We start from the raw sequence: 16,438 nt of genomic DNA, 5'->3' as shown, positions 1-16,438 counted from the left end.
CGTGACAGAGATGCATACGGATATTCTGGTGGTAGGCGGCGGTCTTGGCGGTGTTGCGGCAGCACTTGGTGCATGCCGGGCCGGCCGAAGCGTGATCATGACCGAGGAGTTCGACTGGATCGGCGGCCAGCTGACCAGCCAGGCGGTTCCCTCCGACGAACATACCTGGGTCGAGCAGTTCGGCATTACCCGCTCCTACCGAAAGCTGCGGGAAGGCATCCGCCGATACTACCGCGACCACTATCCGTTGACCGAGGGCGCACGCGCCTGGGGCGACCTCAATCCCGGGTCCGGCTGGGTCAGCCGCATCTGCGCCGAACCGCGCGTCAGCCTTGCCGTCATGGAAGCCATGCTTGCGCCCTATCGCGGCGCCGGCAAGCTGAAGGTGCTGCAGCCCTATCGCCCGGTCGCCGCCGATGTTGACGGGGATACGGTGCGCTCCGTTACCGTTCGGCATCGCGACACCGGTCGGGAGATCACTATCTCCGCCGCCTATATCCTCGATGCCACCGAACTCGGCGATCTCTTGCCGATGACCGGCACCGAATATGTGAAGGGCTTCGAGGCCCAGTCCGACACCGGCGAGCCGAGTGCGCCACCGCAAGCGCAGCCGGACAACGTCCAGGCCGTGTCGATCTGCTTTGCCATCGATCACGTCGATGGCGACCAGACGATCGACAAGCCGGAAAATTACGACTACTGGCGCGCGTACCAGCCGCATTTCTGGGGCGGACCTTTGCTCGGCTTCACCGCCCCGCATCCGCGCACGCTCGATTTCACCACCCGCTCGTTCACGCCCAATCCGAATGACGATCCGCTTGCCGTCGATGCTGACCAGCGCAAGGGCGGCGGCGACGAGAATCTGTGGATCTTCCGGCGCATCGCGGCGCGCAACAACTTCGTGGCCGGCGCCTACGCCTCCGACATCTGCCTCGTGAACTGGCCGATGATCGATTACATGGAAGGCACGATCATCGACCTTTCCGAAGAGGACAAGGCGAAACAGCTGAAATCGGCTGCCGATCTTTCCTACTCGCTGTTCTACTGGCTGCAGACAGAGGCGCCGCGTGTCGATGGCGGCCAGGGCTTTCCGGGGCTGCGTCTGCGCGGCGACATTACCGGCACCGAGCACGGGCTTGCCATGGCTCCCTATATCCGCGAGAGCCGCCGCATCAAGCCGGTGACCCGCATCGTCGAGCAGGACCTGTCCTATTCGGTGCGCGGGGAGAAGGGCGCGGTCAACTACCGCGACAGCATCGGCATCGGCATGTACCGGATCGATCTGCATCCCTCGACCGGCGGCGACAACTATATCGACGTGCCGTCCTGCCCGTTCGAGATCCCGCTTGGTGCACTTCTGCCTGAGCGGGTGAAGAATCTCATCCCGGCCGGCAAGAATATCGGCACCACCCACATCACCAATGGCTGCTATCGGCTGCATCCGGTCGAATGGAATATCGGCGAGGTCGCCGGCATGCTCGCCGCCCATTGCCTCGACAAAAATCTTACGCCGCATCAGGTCCAGGAAAGCGACGAGAAGCTCCAGAATTTCCAGAGAGAGCTCGGCCGTGAAGGCATCGAAATGCGCTGGCCGGATATCGCGGCCTACTAAGGACGGCCAATGGACTGTCTATCAAAACCAACCTTTGGAGGAGGAACGGGAATGAACTATTATCGGACTTTGAAATCTGCGGTCGCGGCATTGGCCGTCGCCGTGCCGCTCTGCTGGAGCGGCATCGCCAACGCCCAGGACGCGGTCAACCTGCGCATGACCATCTGGAGCGCCAACGAGGCGCATCTGAAGCTGTTCAGCGACATCGCCGCCGGCTTCAAAAAAGACCATCCGAACGTGACGGTGACCTATGAGTCGCTGCCCTTCGATACTTATACGACGGCACTGACGACCCAGATCGCCGGCGGTAATGCGCCCGACATGGCCTGGATCTTCGAGACGGCCGCCTATGACTTCGTCAATTCCGGCGCGCTCTATCCGCTGACGGATACGCTCAAGTCCACCAAGGGCTATAACGCCGAAGAACTGAGCGCCACGGCCGCCGAGCGCTGGACCAAGGACGGCAAGCTGTTTGCCTATCCGTTCTCGACCTCGCCGTTTGCGATGTTCGTCAACAACGACCTCATCAAGGCTTCCGGCGCCAAGACCCCGGCGGAAATGATCGCAGCCAACCAGTGGACATGGGACAACGCCATCGCCACCGCATCCACCGTCGGCAAGACCGGCAAGGGTGGCCTGATCGTCCGCGACTTCAACTATCAGATCTGGCAGAACCTTGCCTCCGTCTGGAACGGCTGGGGCGCATCGCCATGGAGTGCCGACGGCAAGACCTGCACGATGACCGAAAAGCCGATGGTCGACGCGCTGACCTTCATTCATGACGCCGTCTTCAAGAACAAGGCGATGCCGGGTCCCGGTGAAAGCGTCGACTTCTTCGCCGGCAATGCGGCAATGACGATCACCCAGATCAGCCGCGCCTCGCTCCTGCCAAAGGACAAGCCGTTCGCCTGGGATCTGGTGCCGCTGCCGAAGGGGCCGGCAGGCAACTATGCGCTGATCGGCCAGGCCGGCGTCGGCGTCATGCAGTCGGGCAAAAACGCCAAGACGGCCGCCGAATTCGTCGCCTATATGACGAACCCGGAAAACTCGGCCAAGCTCAGCCAGTTCTTCCCGTCGGCTCGCAAGTCGCTGCTGAATGCCGAAGTCCTGAAGAAGACCAATCCGCTGCTGAGCCAGGAGCAGATCGACAAGGTCGTGATCTCCGGCATCGCCACCGGCAAGGTCATTCCGGGCCACACCGGCTTTGCGCAGATCCAGCAGGTGGTTCGTTCGGGCCTCGATGCCGTCTGGCGTCCGGATGCGAATATCCCGGCAGCCCTCCAGCAGATCTGCGGCCAGATCGGCCCGCTTCTGAAGCGCTAAGGGAATAGCTGATGGCTGTCGTGCAGCAAACCGCCCGTCCGGAAGGCCGCTCCTCATCGTCGTTCTGGACGGTCGCGCGGCGCGACAGCCTCGCCGGCTTTCTCTTCATCGCCCCGCAGCTGATCGGGATCACGCTCTTCGTGCTGATCCCGCTCTGCCTTGTCTTCTGGTATTCGCTGCACGAGTGGAACGTGCTCGCCAATACCTTCACCTATACGGGCCTCGCGAACTACCAGATGCTTCTCGAAGACACGAGCCTGCCTTCGGTGCTCGGGGCGACGGCGATTTTTTCCGCCGGGCTGGTAATCTTCAACCTGAGCCTAGCACTGCTGCTTGCCGTGCTGCTCAACCAGAAGCTCGCCGGCATTACCATCTTCCGCACGCTGTTCTTCTCGCCGGTCGTCGTGTCGCTGGTCGCCTGGACGATCGTTTGGGGATTCCTTCTGCAGAAGAACGGCGGCATCAACGGGGTGCTGCTCGTCTTCGGCATCGATGGGCCGAACTGGCTGCGCGAACCGGTAACGGCGATGATCTCGGTCATCGTGGTGCAGGTGTTCAAGAATGTCGGCCTCAACATGATCCTGTTCCTCGCCGCCCTCCAGGGCGTGCCGAACGAGCTCTACGAGGCGGCCCGCATCGACGGTGCGCCGCGTTTCAAGCAGTTCCGCCGCATCACCCTGCCGCTGATCAGCCCGACCATCCTGTTGACCTCGATCATCACAATCGTCGGCTCGCTGCAGGTGTTCGCGCAGATCGCGGTGCTGACGCAAGGCGGGCCGGGCCTCACGACAACGGTGCTCGTCTATTATCTCTACCAGCAGGCCTTCCAGTTCCATTTCTTCGGCTACGGCTCGACGCTGTCGATCATGCTGTTCGTGATCGTCGCCGTGCTCACCTTCGCCCAGTGGCAGATGCGCAAGAGGATCGTCTTTTATGAAAGCTGAGCTCTCCCCGCGCAGACAAGTGTTTCTCTACGGCCTGCTCTGCGTTCTCCTCATCCCCTTCGTTTTCCCGACCTGGTGGATGGTGACGTCGTCGGTGAAGCCGATCAGCGACATTTTTGCGTTTCCGCCGCAGCTCATGCCGGAAAGCTACGACTGGACGACCTATGCCAAGGTCTTCGAACTGCAGCCCTTCGTGAAGCAGTACTGGAACTCGGCCTATATCGCCGCACTGGTGACGATCGGAACCATGATCGTCTCCTCCATGGCCGGATACGCCTTTGCGCGGATCAAATTCCCCTTCGCCAATACGATCTTCATGGTCGTGCTGCTGGGGCTCTTGATCCCGTCGGAAGTGACGATCGTGCCGCTTTTCCAGATGTTCCTGAAGGCCGGCATGGTCAACACCCATTGGCCACTGATCCTGGTGCCGATCTTCGGCGCGCCGAGCGTGTTCGCGACATTCGTGATGCGGCAGTTCTTCATTGCGCTGCCTGTCGAACTTGAAGAGGCGGCGCGGGTTGATGGCCTCGGGCGTTTCAAGATCTTTCGCAAGATCGCCTTGCCGCTGGCAAGGCCGGCGCTCGCCTCTGTGGCGATCTTCACCTTCCTGCATTCCTGGAACCTCTATCTGGAACCGATCGTGTTCCTGTCGAGCGCCGAGAAATTCACGCTGCCGCAGGCGCTGACACAATATACCGACGCCTATGGCGGGCCGATGTGGAACATCCAGCTTGCTGCCGCGACCCTGACAGCGCTGCCCGTTCTCATCGTCTTCATCATCGCGCAGAAGCAATTCGTCGAAGGGCTCGCGCATACCGGCCTTAAGGGTTGAAAAACTCACCTTTTGAAACACTGAGGCTGAAGAAACGGAAATCTGATTGATGGCTGAAGTTACCCTTTCCAATGTCCGCAAGAGCTATGGCGCCGTCGACATCATCCACGGCATCGACCTCGGCATCACCGACGGCGAGTTCGTGGTGCTGGTCGGCCCGTCCGGCTGCGGCAAGTCCACGCTGCTCAGGATGGTTGCCGGGCTGGAGACAATTACCGGCGGCGAGGTGAATATCGGCGGGCGGGTGGTCAACGACCTCGACCCCAAGGACCGAGACATCGCCATGGTCTTCCAGAACTATGCGCTCTATCCTCATATGACCGTTGCCACCAATATGGGCTTCTCGCTGGAGCATCGCGGCGGCGGCAAGGCGGAGATCGCCGAACGCGTCAAATGGGCCGCCGACATCCTTGGCCTTGCGCCCTTGCTCGATCGCTACCCGCGCCAGCTTTCCGGTGGCCAGCGCCAGCGCGTTGCGATGGGCCGGGCGATCGTGCGCGATCCCAAGGTGTTCCTGTTCGATGAGCCGCTTTCCAACCTTGACGCAAAACTGCGCGTCGTCATGCGCGGCGAGATCAAAAGCCTGCACCAGAGGCTGAAGACGACCACCATCTACGTCACCCACGACCAGGTCGAGGCGATGACCATGGCCGACAAGATCGTCGTACTGAACGGCGGTAGGGTCGAGCAGATCGGGGCACCACTCGACCTCTACGACCGGCCGGCCAATCAGTTCGTTGCGGGCTTCATCGGCTCACCGTCGATGAATTTCCTCACTGGCACGATCACGACCGAAGGGTTCTCGGCGCCCGGCATCATGCTGCCGCTGCCTGAGGTAGCGCACGAGCACAAGGACCGAAAGGCGGTCTACGGCATTCGTCCCGAACATTTTGCCCTGGACGAGAGCGGCGTGCCGGCGGAAATCGTGCTGGTCGAGCCGATGGGCTCCGAGACGCAGGTGACGATGAAGCTTGGCGAGACGCTGGTGACCGGCGTGTTTCGCGAGCGGGTATCGTTGTCGCCGGGGGCAACGATCCGGGTGCGGCCGGAACTCGGCAATATCCATCTCTTCGCCGCCGATGGCGGCCAGCGTCTGAACTGAGGCCCGTGATGCCGAATTACCCCGAAACCAAGCTCACCAAGGCGCTGCGCGGCGGCGAATTTCCGGTCATCGTCTCGCTCGCCCGCCACGACCTCGATCTTGCCAAGGCGGCGATCGGGGCGGGGGCATTTGCGATCAAGGTGCATCTCAACGCCTATCATCGCGCGACCGGCACGACATTCGGCAGTTTTGCCGAGGAACGACCGTTCTTCGAGGGGCTGGCGCCGCTCGGGGTACCGCTGCTGGTGATGGCCGGCCAGGAGACGGTGCCGACGCCCGACGAGCTCGATGCCTTGGCGGATCTTGGTTTTGAAGGGTTCAATGTCTATTTCGACCATGTTCAGCCGCATCTGCTGCAGTCGAAGCTCCGCCCGATCCCGGCGCTCGGCGAGAATAGCACTGACGAGGACTTGAAGACCATCGTCGCCATTCCCGGCGCGATGATGGAGGCGTCTGTTGCGTCGTTTGCCGATTACGGCAGGCCGCTCGACGAGACCGATCTTGCCCGCTACAGGGAAATCACGACGAAGGCCGGCATTCCGGTCATCGCGCCGAGCCAGAAGCGTTTCGTGGCCGCCGATATGGCAAGGCTGAAGGCGGCCGGCATCGCGGCGCCGCTGCTCGGTGTCATCGTCACCGGCACGACGCCGAAGAGCCTGGAGGAGGCGGTGCGTCCGATCGTCGAGGCGGCAACTGGCTGAGTGGCGGCGATGGATTGAATTTCTTCCGTCGGATCGCCATTTTAGGTGCAAATCCAAAACCGAAGGAGGAAAGCATGACGACGTCTACCGAACGGGCCGTTCTGGCCGGTGGTTGTTTCTGGGGCATGCAGGACCTGATCCGGCGTCTGCCCGGTGTGGTATCGACCCGCGTCGGTTATAGCGGCGGCGATGTGCCGAATGCGACCTACCGCAATCATGGCACCCATGCCGAAGCAATCGAGATCATTTTCGATCCGGCCAAGACCAGCTATCGCGATATTCTGGAATTCTTCTTCCAGATCCACGATCCGTCGACCAAGAACCGCCAGGGCAACGATATCGGCATGAGCTATCGTTCGGCGATCTACTACGAGAGCGATGAACAGAAGCGCGTCGCCGAAGATACGATCGCCGATGTCAACGCATCGGGCTTATGGCCGGGCAAGGTGGTGACGGAAGTGGAGCCGGTCGGTGATTTCTGGCAAGCCGAACCGGAGCATCAGGATTACCTGGAGCGTTATCCGAATGGCTATACATGCCATTTCCCGCGCCCGAACTGGAAGCTGCCGAAGCGCGCCAGCGTTGCTGCTGAATAACCCGTCTTAATTCACGAATTGAAGGCGCTGCCATCTCGAGATGGCAGCGCCTTTTTTTTGTTACGCGAGCGTATAGGCGGTCTTCACCACGGTGAAGAACTCGGCAGCATACTTGCCCTGTTCGCGCGGGCCGAAGGACGATGCCTTGCGGCCGCCGAACGGCACGTGGAAATCGACGCCTGCCGTCGGCAGGTTGACCATCACCATGCCGGCTTCCGAGTTGCGCTTGAAATGCGTCGCGTGCTTGAGGCTGGTAGTGGCGATGCCCGCCGACAGGCCGAACGGCGTGTCGTTGGCGGTTGCCAGCGCTTCCTCGTAGTTTTTCACCCGGATGACGGAAACGACCGGTCCGAAGATTTCCTCGCGCGAAATCCGCATCTGGTTGGTCGCTTCGGTAAACAGCGTCGGCTGCAGATAGAAGCCGGGCGTGTCGCGCTTCACGAGTTCGCCGCCGAAGGCGAGCTTGGCGCCCTCGTTCTTGCCGATCTCGATATAGTCGGTGTCCTGCTTCAGCTGCTTGTCGTCGACGACCGGGCCGATATGGCTGCCGGCCTTCATGGCGTTGTCGACGTTGAGCGTCTTCAGCTTCTCGGTGAGTGCTGCGACGAACTTGTCGTGGATGCCTTCCGTCACGATCAGGCGCGACGAAGCGGTGCAACGCTGGCCGGTCGAGAAGAAGCCCGAATTGGCGGCCGCTTCGACGGCGACGTTGATGTCCGCGTCATCGAGGACGACCATCGGGTTCTTGCCGCCCATTTCGAGCTGGAACTTGCGGTTATGCTCGATCGAGGCCAGCGCAACGCGCTTGCCGGTGCCGGTGGAGCCGGTAAACGTGATGCCGGCGAGATCCGGGCTGTCGAGCATGGCCTGACCGACGACCGAGCCGCGGCCCATGACGAGGTTGAGGACGCCCTTCGGCAGGCCGGCGCGGTGGAGGATGTCGACGATCGCCCAGCCACAGCCAGGTACGAGATCGGCAGGCTTGAAGACGACGGTATTGCCGTAGCAGAGCGCCGGCGCGATCTTCCATGCCGGAATGGCGATCGGGAAATTCCAGGGCGTGATGATGCCAATGACGCCGAGTGGTTCGCGGGTGATCTCGACACCGATGTTCGGACGTGCGGACGGCACCAGTTCGCCGGTCAGGCGCAGCGCTTCTCCAGCGAAGAAATCGAAGATCTGGGCGGCGCGGGTAACTTCGCCGATCGCTTCGGGAAGGATCTTGCCTTCCTCGCGGGCGAGAAGCGCGCCGAGTTCTTCCTTGCGGGCGAGGATTTCGTCGGAAGCTTTCCGGAGAATAGCGTGACGCTCCAGGATGCCGGAACGTGACCAGGCCGGGAAAGCGGCCTTGGCGGCTGCTATCGCCTGCTTGGCGTCTTCGGCATTGCCCTGGGCATACATGCCCACGACATCGTTGGTATCGGACGGGTTGATGTTCTTGGAAGCGTCCGAGCCGACCCATTCGCCGGCGATCAGGTTCTGGTAGATGGTCATGGACCTCTCCTCTCATGTGAAAGGTCCCGCCAAGCGGCGGGACCGTCAGATAAAGCTTGTTCAGTCGCTCATTTGAAAACGTTTGGGAGCCAGAGCGACAAGGCAGGGATATAAGTCACGAGCAGCAATACTGCGATGCTGGCTCCGAAGAAAGGCCAGATCGTGCGCATCGCTTCACGTATCGTGATGCCGCCGACCGCGCAACTGACGAAGAGCACGGTTCCGACCGGCGGCGTGTTGAGGCCGATGCCGGCATTGAGGATCATGATGACGCCAAAATGGACAGGATCGATGCCGAAGGCTTTGACGACCGGCAGCAGAATCGGGGTCGAGATGATGACCATCGGCGCCATGTCCATGAACGTGCCGAGCACCAGCAGGATGACGTTGATCATCAGGAGTACGATAATCGGATTGTCGGAGATCGCTCCGATCGCCGCGATGATCAGCGTCTGGACCTGCAGGAATGCCATCAGCCAGCCGAACGCGGCCGCGGTGCCGATGACCAGCAGTACCATCGCGGTGGTGCGCACCGCGCCCATGACGGCCTCGACAAAACCGTCCCAGTTCAGCTCGCGATAAACGAGCATGGCCACAAGGAACGCGTAGAGGACCGCAATGCAGGAGCTTTCCGTCGCCGTGAACACGCCGGAGCGTACGCCGCCGAAGATGATGGCGATCAGCAGGATGCCCGGCAGCGAAGCCAGAAAGTAATAACCGATGCGGGCAAAGCCCGGGAACGGATCGGCCGGATAACCGCGTTTGACGGCAACCCACCAGGCCGTGATCATCAGCGCTCCGGCCAGCAGCAGGCCGGGAATGATGCCGGCAGTGAAGAGGTCGGCGACGGAGACGTTGCCGCCCGCCGCGATCGAATAGAGGATCATGTTGTGCGAGGGCGGGATCATCAATGCGATGATGGCGGCATTGGCCGTCACGTTCACCGCATAATCCCTATCGTAGCCGCGCGTAGCCATTTGCGGGATCATCAATCCGCCGACGGCCGATGCGTCCGCCACGGCCGAGCCGGAAATGCCGCCGAACAGCGTCGACGCAACGACGTTGACCTGGCCGAGACCACCGCGCATGTGGCCGACAAGGCCGGCTGCAAAGCGGATCAGCCTGTGCGCAATGCCGCCGCGCACCATCAGGTCGCCAGCGAAGATGAAGAACGGGATCGCCATCATGGCGAAGACGTTCATGCCGGAATTCAGCTGCTGGAAGACGACGATCGGCGGCAGGCCCATGTAGAGGACCGTGGCGAAGGACGCGATTCCAAGGCAGAAGGCGATCGGCATGCCGATCAGCATGAGGAAGGTAAAGGAACCGAAAAGAATGGCGTAGGCCATTACGCAGCCTCCTGCACGAGGACGTCAGCAGCAATTTCTTCGCCGATGGCGACGTCGACGAAGCGCTCCAGAGCGAAAAGGGAGATCATGACGCCTCCGACGATCATCGGGAAGAAGTCGGTGCCGCCCGGCCAGCCGAGAACGGGAATGGTGGCCGACCACGTGCCCTTGGCGAGCAGCGTCGAATAATAGGCCATGCCTATCCCGAACAGCACGATCAGGCCGAGGCTCAGGAGGTCCATGGCCTTCTGAATTGCCGGTGGCATGACGTAACGAACGATATCGAGCCCGAGATGCACGCTCTCACGCACACCGACGGCGGCTCCGAGCATGATGAACCACGACATCAGGTAGAGCGACAGCGGCTCGGACCAGCTCGGCGAGTCGTTCAGGATATAACGGCCGAAGACCTGCCAGCCGACGATGAGGGTCATGGCGATCATGCCGGTGCCGGAAATATAAAGCGATAGGCGGCTGAGCCCGCCCAGAATTGGCTTGATGGCCAACATGAAGTTTCTCATGAACCTGTCCTCCACGATCCGGCGACGTTCCCCGGTGCCGGAAATGAAAAACCGGCCCTCTGATCAGAGGGCCGGCTTCTTTTTCGAACTTACTTGACGGCCTGGATCTGCTCCAGCAGAGCCTTTTGCTTCGCGTCCGTGACGAACTTGTCATAGACCGGCTTCATGGCTGCCGAGAACTCGTCTTTGTTGACCTTGATAATGTTGGCGCCAGCAGCACGAACCTTGGCTTCCGAGGACTTTTCGCGGGCAGTCCAGAGCTCACGCATCTTGACGACCGAGTCCTTGGCTGCCTGGCGGAAGATCTTCTGGTCTTCCGGCGTCAGCTTGTCCCAGGAGATCTTCGACATGACCAGGATCTCCGGGTTCAGCGAATGTTCGGTCAGCGTATAGTTCTTGGCGATCTCGTAGTGGCGGGCGGACTCATAGGAAGGCCAATTGTTTTCTGCGCCGTCGACCACACCGGTTTCGAGCGAGGAATAGACTTCGCCCATCGGCATCGGGGTCGGGTTGGCGCCAAAGGCCTGCATCATGGCGATCCAGAGGTCGGACTGCTGGACGCGGATCTTCATGCCCTTCAGGTCGGCAAGCTTGGTGATCGGCTTCTTGGTCGTGTAGAAGGAGCGCGCGCCGGAATCGTAGTAAGCGAGACCGATCAGGCCATGCGGTTCGAAGGCTTTCAGGATTTCGTCGCCGATCGGGCCGTCGACGACCTTGTGCATGTGCTCGGTCGAACGGAACAGGAAGGGCAGGCCGAGAACGGTGGTTTGCGGCACGAGGTTGTTGAACGGCGCTGCGTTGACGCGGTTCAAATCGATGACGCCGAAACGGGTCTGTTCGATCGTGTCCTTTTCACCACCCAGCACCGAGTTGTTCATCACCTGGATCTTGATGCGGCCGTTGGTGCGCTGGGAGATTAGTTCGCCCATATATTTGACGGCATCGACGGTCGGATAGCCATCCGGATGGATATCCGCGGAACGCAGGGTAACCTGCGCATTGGCAGCGGTCGCGCTGAGCGCGAGACCGAATGCGAGGCCGAGCAGTTTCGTGAGTTTCATGTTGTCCTCCTCCGTTGATCGCCGGGGCCTCCGTGCCCCGGTCGTTTGAACTATCAGTCCTAGGGCTTGCCTTGCCGCTTATTGGGCCGACAGGCCGTAAAGCTCTTCAGGGTTTTTCACGAGCGCGAGCTGGCGTGCCGCATCGTTCGGGAACCAGCCGAGCACAGTGTCGGTCAGCGCCACGTCATCCGGATAATCTGCCTGTTCGCGGGCGAGATTGTGCGGCCAGTTGGTGCCCCAGACGATACGTTCCGGTGCATATCTGGCGATCTCGCGGGCGATGGCTGCGACATCGGCATAGTCCGGGCCGCCGGCCTTGGAAGATTCATAGACGCCGGCAAACTTGAACCAGCATTTTCCACCGTCGATCAGCCGCTTGACAGCTGCGATCTGCGGGCTGTCCGGTGTCACGCCTGAAAAGAACTTGCCATGGTGATCGAAGACCCAGCGGGACTTCAGGTTCCTCACGCGCTCTTCGTGGTCGAGGATGTTGCTGCCGTCGAACTGGACGGCGACCATCCAGTTGCGGGACGCCGCTTTGGCGTCGACGGCTTCGAGTTCCGACAGGTTCACCGCCCCGCCCGGCAGATCCATGATGCGGGCGCCGACATTGCCGGCTGCTGCGAGGCTATCGAGTTCGGCTTCCGATGTGGTGCTATCGATGACGCAGACGCCGCGTGCGATCGAGCCGAACTCCGCAAGGCAGGCGTTGAGATTGGAATTGTCGCGCTGCTGGGCATTGCCCTGGGTGACGATGACCCGATCGATGCCGATCCAGCGCATGAACTGGAGATACTGGGCCGGTGTCGGCAGGTCTCCGGCAGGAAGGCCCGGACCGCCGGGCAGAGAGGGAAAGCCCGGCAGATAAGCATGCATCTGAGTGTCGATCGCGCCCTTGGGCAGTCTGGTCTTGGGCGGCGTGCCGGAAAGGGTGCGGACGAGCATCAGATGTCTCCCATGCGGAATTCTTTGAGCGCATCGCGGTTGATCTCGATCCCAAGGCCGGGGCCGTTCGGGATCTGCACCACGCCGCGCTCGTGTTCGATCGGGGTTTTGATCACCGCCTGACGGAACGGGTTATGGGTACGGTCGAATTCGAGGATCGGTTCGATCGGGTTGACACGAACCGGGCTCGGGATCATCGCCGCCATGAACTGCAATGCGGCGGCGATATGGACAGCGGTGCCCCAGACATGCGGCACGACGCGGATGCCGTGAAGGGCTGCCAGATCGGCGACGCGCTTGGCTTCGGTAAAGCCGCCAACGCCGGCAAGGTCCGGCTGCAGGATATCGACGGCACGGGTTTCCACGGGCTCGCGCATGCCCCAGCGGCTGTGCCAGGTCTCGCCGCCGGCAACCGGGATCGGCTGGCGGGCGCGGACTTCGCGGTAGGCGGCAAGTTGTTCCGGCACCACGGGTTCCTCGAACCAGTCGAGATTGAGTTCAGCAGCCGCCTGGCCGAATTTGATCGCCTCGATGGCGTCGTAACCGTGGTTGGCGTCGACCATCAGGCGCATGTCAGGATCGACGGCGTCGCGCACGGCACGGATGACGCGCAGATCCTCCTCGACGCCGAAGCCGATCTTGATCTTGCTGGCGTGAAAACCCTGTTGCCAATAGCCGGCGACGTCGGTGGCATTGTCTTCCACGCGGTCGACGCCGTCGCGCTTGAAGCTGCCGGTCGCGTAGGCCCTGACGCTCTCGCGGAAACGTCCACCGAGCAGGATCGAGATCGGCACGCCGAAATGTTTGCCCTTGATATCCCAGAGCGCGATGTCGATGCCGGACAGTGCCGTGACGGCAAGGCCGCGCTGACCCTGATCGCGCAGCGCATTATAGAGCCGCGCCCAGATCTTTTCGGTTTCGAGCGGATTTTCGCCGATCAGCCAGTTCGCATAGGTCGCGACCACGGCCGCATTCGGCCGGGCCGGGCCGAGGCATTCGCCCCAGCCGATCGTGCCGTCATCGCACTCGATCTCGACGAGCACATGGGCGCGGCGATCGAAGCGCATCGAGGCGCTTTCGAAGGCGACGTCGAGCCTGTGTTCGAGGAGGTGGGTGCGAACCGAAGCGATCTTCATGGGCTTACCGCTTCCAGGGGCCGATGAGCTTCAGGAGCATCTCTTCTTCTTCCGCCGTCAGGTCGTCGAGCGGCGGACGCACCTTGCCGGCATCGAAACCCTGCAGGCGCACGCCGGCCTTGATAGCCGAGACGGCATAACCCTTGCGGCGGTTGCGGATCGCCATGAAGGGATAGAAGAAGTCCTTGAGGATCTCCTCGCAGCGGGCACGATTGCCGGCGCGCAGCGATTTGTAGAAGTCGACGGCGAGGCCCGGCACGAAATTGAAGACAGCCGAGGAATAGGTGGTGAAGCCGGCGCCGAGATAGGCTTCGGCGAAGAGCTCGGCAGTCGGCATGCCGCCGAGATACATCAACCGGTCGCCCATGGTGGCGGTGATCTGCCGGACAAGTCCGATATCGCCGCTGCCGTCCTTGAAGCCGATCAGGTTCGGGCATTCGTCGCAGAGGCGCTTCAGCGTGTCCACCGACAGGATCGAGTTGTCGCGATTGTAAACCATGACGCCGATGCCAACCGACTGGCAGATGCGCTTCACATGCTGGTAGAGGCCTTCCTGCGGTGCATCGATCATGTAATGCGGCAGCAGCAGGATGCCGTCGGCGCCGGCCTTTTCGACCGCGCGGGCCATCTCGACGCCCACATGCGTGCCGAAACCGCAGCCGGAGACGATTGCGGTCTTGCCGGCGGCCTCCTTGGCGGCGGAAACGATTGTGGGGACCTCATTGGGAGACAGCGAGAAGAATTCGCCCGTGCCGCCGGCGGCAAACAGGACCGGTGCATCATAGCCCGACAGCCATTCGACATGGCGGCGATAGCTTTCCGGCTGGAACTGGCCTTCCTTGTCGAAATGGGTGACGGGAAAGGACAGCAGGCCGGCACCAAGTGCGACCTTGATTTCTTCAGGCGTCATCATGCGGATTTCCTTTGTAAGCGTCTCCTCCAGACAAAAATTGTCGTACAGGTTGCGTCGACTTGTGTCAACAAGTCATCTTACAGCTTCCCGAAGCTCCCGGAGGAGGGTGCGATAACGCAGCTGCGCACCCCGCAGATGCCGGCGCATGGCGTCGCGGGCACGGTCTTCGTCGCCGTCGGAAATCGCCACGACAATGGCATTATGCTCCTCGTCGAGCAGCTTGATATAGGCTGCCTGGTCGGCCTCCGAATCGTCCGGGCGTAATGCTGCGCGCGGGATCAGGCTGCGGCCGATCATCGTCAGGAATTCGCGGAAGCGGGGATTGTTGGTAGCTTCGGCAATGGCAAGATGCAGCGCGAAATCCGCCTCGCTGGTCGGTTTTGCGGCCTCGAGACAGGCGCGGACCGCATAATGGCGATCGAGAATGACCTCTTCCTGTGCAGGGGAGCGGCGAAGGGCCGCAAGCCCTGCAGCCTCGACTTCCACCGCGGTTCTGAGCTCCAGGAGCTCGATCATCGAGGATACGCGGGCGAGATCGATATTCGAGAGGGAGAGCATGACCGGCTGCACGTTGCGCGAAGGCTCCAGCACGAAGACGCCGGCGCCCTGGCGGGCTTCCACAAGGCGGTCGGCGCGCAGCGATGCGATGGCCTCGCGGACGACGGTGCGGCTGACGCCGTGCGCCTCGGTCAGCTGTGCTTCGCTCGGCAGGCGCGAGCCCGGCGGAAACTGACCCGCTGCAATCGCCTGGCGCAACGTTTCTCCGAGGCGAGAAACTAGCGTCCTCGATCCCCTGCCGGTATCGAGTCTGGTTTCTACGCTCATTTCATTCCTCCCTGCTCGGCGGCGCATCACAATATCGCGTCAACCCGCGTGTCAAGCTTAAGCGACCGCGCCAAGCCGGCTCCGACTTGTTGACCGAGCTTTCTCAACATGTATGATAAGTATTGAAGCTTGTCACGAACAAGTTGGCCAATGAACTGGATTGCCGCGGCCGACGGGCCGCTTTCGGAGGATGATTTCTTGAAAAGACTTTTGATCACCGGTGCCGCCGGCGGCCTCGGACGCGCCATGCGTAGCCGTCTTGCCGGGTTCGCCGAAACGCTTCGCCTGTCCGATATCGTCGATCTCGGCACTGCCGGCCCAAATGAGGAGCTGGTCGTCTGCGATCTCGCGGATGCAGATGCGGTCATGAAGCTGGTCGAGGGCTGCGACGGTATCCTGCATCTCGGCGGGGTTTCGGTGGAGGACAAGTTTTCGAAGATCCTCAATGCCAACCTGCTCGGCCTCTACAATCTCTACGAAGCTGCCCGGGCCCATGGCCAGCCGCGCATCCTGTTCGCCAGTTCCAACCATGTCGTCGGGTTTTACCGGCAGGACGAGCATATCGACGTCAAGGCTCCGATGAAGCCGGACGGGCTCTACGGCGTTTCGAAATGTTTCGGCGAGGCTCTGGCGCGCATGTATTTCGAAAAATTCGGCCAGGAGACGGCGCTGGTCAGGATCGGCAGCTGCTTCGAAAAGCCGATCAACCACCGCATGCTGTCCGGCTGGATGTCGCATGACGACTTCGTGTCGCTGATCGACTGCGTGTTCCGGACGCCGATGCTCGGCTGCCCGATCATCTGGGGCATTTCCGACAATGACAGCAAGTGGTGGGACAATTCACATGCGTCCTATCTCGGCTGGAAGCCGAAGGACAATGCAGAACGTTATCGCGCGGAACTGGAAGCCAGCATTCCGCGCCCGGAACCGACCTCGGCGCTTGCGGTCTACCAGGGCGGCATGTTCACCCAGGACCCGATCTTCGCCGAGGACTGAGCCCACGCGGATGGTTCTTGTTTCTGCCTTTTAGGCCCACCACATCAGCTTCTTCTATAACCTTCCCTTTTCCGAGAAGGTGTTTTCC

At 61.5% G+C, this 16,438-nt stretch carries 16 protein-coding genes; 8 read left to right on the top strand and 8 right to left on the bottom strand.

Annotated elements, in window-relative coordinates:
• Nucleotides 1-10 precede the first annotated feature (10 nt).
• From ACZ9IU_RS13775 to msrA, 7 genes are all read left to right on the top strand, one after another.
• Entirely contained in the window at nt 11-1,612 is a 1,602-nt protein-coding gene (locus tag ACZ9IU_RS13775; protein ID WP_038549348.1) for an FAD-dependent oxidoreductase, read from the top strand.
• 51 nt (nt 1,613-1,663) lie between these two features.
• Complete coding sequence (locus ACZ9IU_RS13770) at nt 1,664-2,935, top strand: ABC transporter substrate-binding protein (RefSeq protein WP_038543823.1); 1,272 nt, start codon at nt 1,664-1,666, stop codon at nt 2,933-2,935.
• An 11-nt stretch (nt 2,936-2,946) separates the two neighbouring features.
• Nucleotides 2,947-3,879 (top strand): carbohydrate ABC transporter permease, encoded by a 933-nt coding sequence (locus ACZ9IU_RS13765; RefSeq protein ID WP_038543820.1) that lies wholly within the window; start codon nt 2,947-2,949, stop codon nt 3,877-3,879.
• Nucleotides 3,869-4,711 (top strand): carbohydrate ABC transporter permease, encoded by an 843-nt coding sequence (locus ACZ9IU_RS13760; protein ID WP_038543818.1) that lies wholly within the window; start codon nt 3,869-3,871, stop codon nt 4,709-4,711. The genes ACZ9IU_RS13765 and ACZ9IU_RS13760 overlap by 11 nt, the downstream gene beginning before the upstream one ends.
• A gap of 49 nt (nt 4,712-4,760) precedes the next feature.
• Nucleotides 4,761-5,813, top strand: a complete 1,053-nt coding sequence (locus ACZ9IU_RS13755; protein WP_038543815.1) for an ABC transporter ATP-binding protein — start codon at nt 4,761-4,763, stop codon at nt 5,811-5,813.
• A gap of 8 nt (nt 5,814-5,821) precedes the next feature.
• Complete coding sequence (locus tag ACZ9IU_RS13750; RefSeq protein ID WP_038543813.1) at nt 5,822-6,514, top strand: hypothetical protein; 693 nt, start codon at nt 5,822-5,824, stop codon at nt 6,512-6,514.
• A 74-nt stretch (nt 6,515-6,588) separates the two neighbouring features.
• A complete protein-coding gene (msrA, locus tag ACZ9IU_RS13745) occupies nt 6,589-7,110 on the top strand; it encodes a peptide-methionine (S)-S-oxide reductase MsrA (protein WP_038543811.1) in 522 nt (173 codons plus the stop codon).
• Between the two features lie 60 nt (nt 7,111-7,170).
• Here msrA and ACZ9IU_RS13740 read toward each other — a convergent pair whose 3' ends face one another.
• The 8 genes from ACZ9IU_RS13740 to ACZ9IU_RS13705 all read right to left on the bottom strand — a co-directional run bounded on the left by ACZ9IU_RS13740 (nt 7,171) and on the right by ACZ9IU_RS13705 (nt 15,354).
• Nucleotides 7,171-8,604 (bottom strand): aldehyde dehydrogenase family protein, encoded by a 1,434-nt coding sequence (locus tag ACZ9IU_RS13740; protein WP_038543809.1) that lies wholly within the window; start codon nt 8,602-8,604, stop codon nt 7,171-7,173.
• 68 nt (nt 8,605-8,672) lie between these two features.
• The gene (locus ACZ9IU_RS13735; RefSeq protein WP_038543807.1) at nt 8,673-9,953 is read right to left on the bottom strand and encodes a TRAP transporter large permease; all 1,281 of its coding nucleotides are present in this window, start codon (nt 9,951-9,953) and stop codon (nt 8,673-8,675) included.
• On the bottom strand, nt 9,953-10,474 hold the full coding sequence (locus ACZ9IU_RS13730) for a TRAP transporter small permease (protein WP_038543805.1): 522 nt from the start codon (nt 10,472-10,474) through the stop codon (nt 9,953-9,955). The genes ACZ9IU_RS13735 and ACZ9IU_RS13730 overlap by 1 nt, the downstream gene beginning before the upstream one ends.
• Before the next feature lie 89 nt (nt 10,475-10,563).
• A complete protein-coding gene (locus tag ACZ9IU_RS13725) occupies nt 10,564-11,535 on the bottom strand; it encodes a TRAP transporter substrate-binding protein (protein WP_038543802.1) in 972 nt (323 codons plus the stop codon).
• A gap of 78 nt (nt 11,536-11,613) precedes the next feature.
• Complete coding sequence (locus tag ACZ9IU_RS13720; protein WP_038543801.1) at nt 11,614-12,480, bottom strand: amidohydrolase family protein; 867 nt, start codon at nt 12,478-12,480, stop codon at nt 11,614-11,616.
• Nucleotides 12,480-13,616, bottom strand: coding sequence for a mandelate racemase/muconate lactonizing enzyme family protein (locus ACZ9IU_RS13715; protein WP_038543799.1), 1,137 nt, complete (start codon nt 13,614-13,616; stop codon nt 12,480-12,482). Before ACZ9IU_RS13715 ends, ACZ9IU_RS13720 begins: the two co-directional genes overlap by 1 nt.
• A 4-nt stretch (nt 13,617-13,620) precedes the next feature.
• Nucleotides 13,621-14,526: a 5-dehydro-4-deoxyglucarate dehydratase gene (gene kdgD / locus ACZ9IU_RS13710; RefSeq protein WP_038549347.1), complete on the bottom strand. Its 906-nt coding sequence runs from the start codon at nt 14,524-14,526 to the stop codon at nt 13,621-13,623.
• A gap of 75 nt (nt 14,527-14,601) precedes the next feature.
• Entirely contained in the window at nt 14,602-15,354 is a 753-nt protein-coding gene (locus ACZ9IU_RS13705) for a FadR/GntR family transcriptional regulator (RefSeq protein WP_038543797.1), read from the bottom strand.
• Nucleotides 15,355-15,552: 198 nt separating this feature from the next.
• Here ACZ9IU_RS13705 and ACZ9IU_RS13700 point away from each other — a divergent pair, with 198 nt between their 5' ends.
• Nucleotides 15,553-16,350 (top strand): NAD-dependent epimerase/dehydratase family protein, encoded by a 798-nt coding sequence (locus ACZ9IU_RS13700; RefSeq protein ID WP_038549346.1) that lies wholly within the window; start codon nt 15,553-15,555, stop codon nt 16,348-16,350.
• The last annotated feature ends 88 nt before the right edge of the window (nt 16,351-16,438 follow it).

It is taken from the genome of Mesorhizobium sp. USDA 4132 (genome assembly GCF_056279545.1).
Note: the sequence above shows the minus strand (reverse complement) of the source record. Positions and strands in the feature narration are given on the sequence as shown.

Coding starts and splice junctions, on each gene's coding strand:
- ACZ9IU_RS13775 (WP_038549348.1), top strand. CDS start 11: ATGCATACGGATATTCTGGTGGTAGGCGGCGGTCTTGGCGGTGTTGCG.
- ACZ9IU_RS13770 (WP_038543823.1), top strand. CDS start 1,664: ATGAACTATTATCGGACTTTGAAATCTGCGGTCGCGGCATTGGCCGTC.
- ACZ9IU_RS13765 (WP_038543820.1), top strand. CDS start 2,947: ATGGCTGTCGTGCAGCAAACCGCCCGTCCGGAAGGCCGCTCCTCATCG.
- ACZ9IU_RS13760 (WP_038543818.1), top strand. CDS start 3,869: ATGAAAGCTGAGCTCTCCCCGCGCAGACAAGTGTTTCTCTACGGCCTG.
- ACZ9IU_RS13755 (WP_038543815.1), top strand. CDS start 4,761: ATGGCTGAAGTTACCCTTTCCAATGTCCGCAAGAGCTATGGCGCCGTC.
- ACZ9IU_RS13750 (WP_038543813.1), top strand. CDS start 5,822: ATGCCGAATTACCCCGAAACCAAGCTCACCAAGGCGCTGCGCGGCGGC.
- msrA (WP_038543811.1), top strand. CDS start 6,589: ATGACGACGTCTACCGAACGGGCCGTTCTGGCCGGTGGTTGTTTCTGG.
- ACZ9IU_RS13740 (WP_038543809.1), bottom strand. CDS start 8,604: ATGACCATCTACCAGAACCTGATCGCCGGCGAATGGGTCGGCTCGGAC.
- ACZ9IU_RS13735 (WP_038543807.1), bottom strand. CDS start 9,953: ATGGCCTACGCCATTCTTTTCGGTTCCTTTACCTTCCTCATGCTGATC.
- ACZ9IU_RS13730 (WP_038543805.1), bottom strand. CDS start 10,474: ATGAGAAACTTCATGTTGGCCATCAAGCCAATTCTGGGCGGGCTCAGC.
- ACZ9IU_RS13725 (WP_038543802.1), bottom strand. CDS start 11,535: ATGAAACTCACGAAACTGCTCGGCCTCGCATTCGGTCTCGCGCTCAGC.
- ACZ9IU_RS13720 (WP_038543801.1), bottom strand. CDS start 12,480: ATGCTCGTCCGCACCCTTTCCGGCACGCCGCCCAAGACCAGACTGCCC.
- ACZ9IU_RS13715 (WP_038543799.1), bottom strand. CDS start 13,616: ATGAAGATCGCTTCGGTTCGCACCCACCTCCTCGAACACAGGCTCGAC.
- kdgD (WP_038549347.1), bottom strand. CDS start 14,526: ATGACGCCTGAAGAAATCAAGGTCGCACTTGGTGCCGGCCTGCTGTCC.
- ACZ9IU_RS13705 (WP_038543797.1), bottom strand. CDS start 15,354: ATGAGCGTAGAAACCAGACTCGATACCGGCAGGGGATCGAGGACGCTA.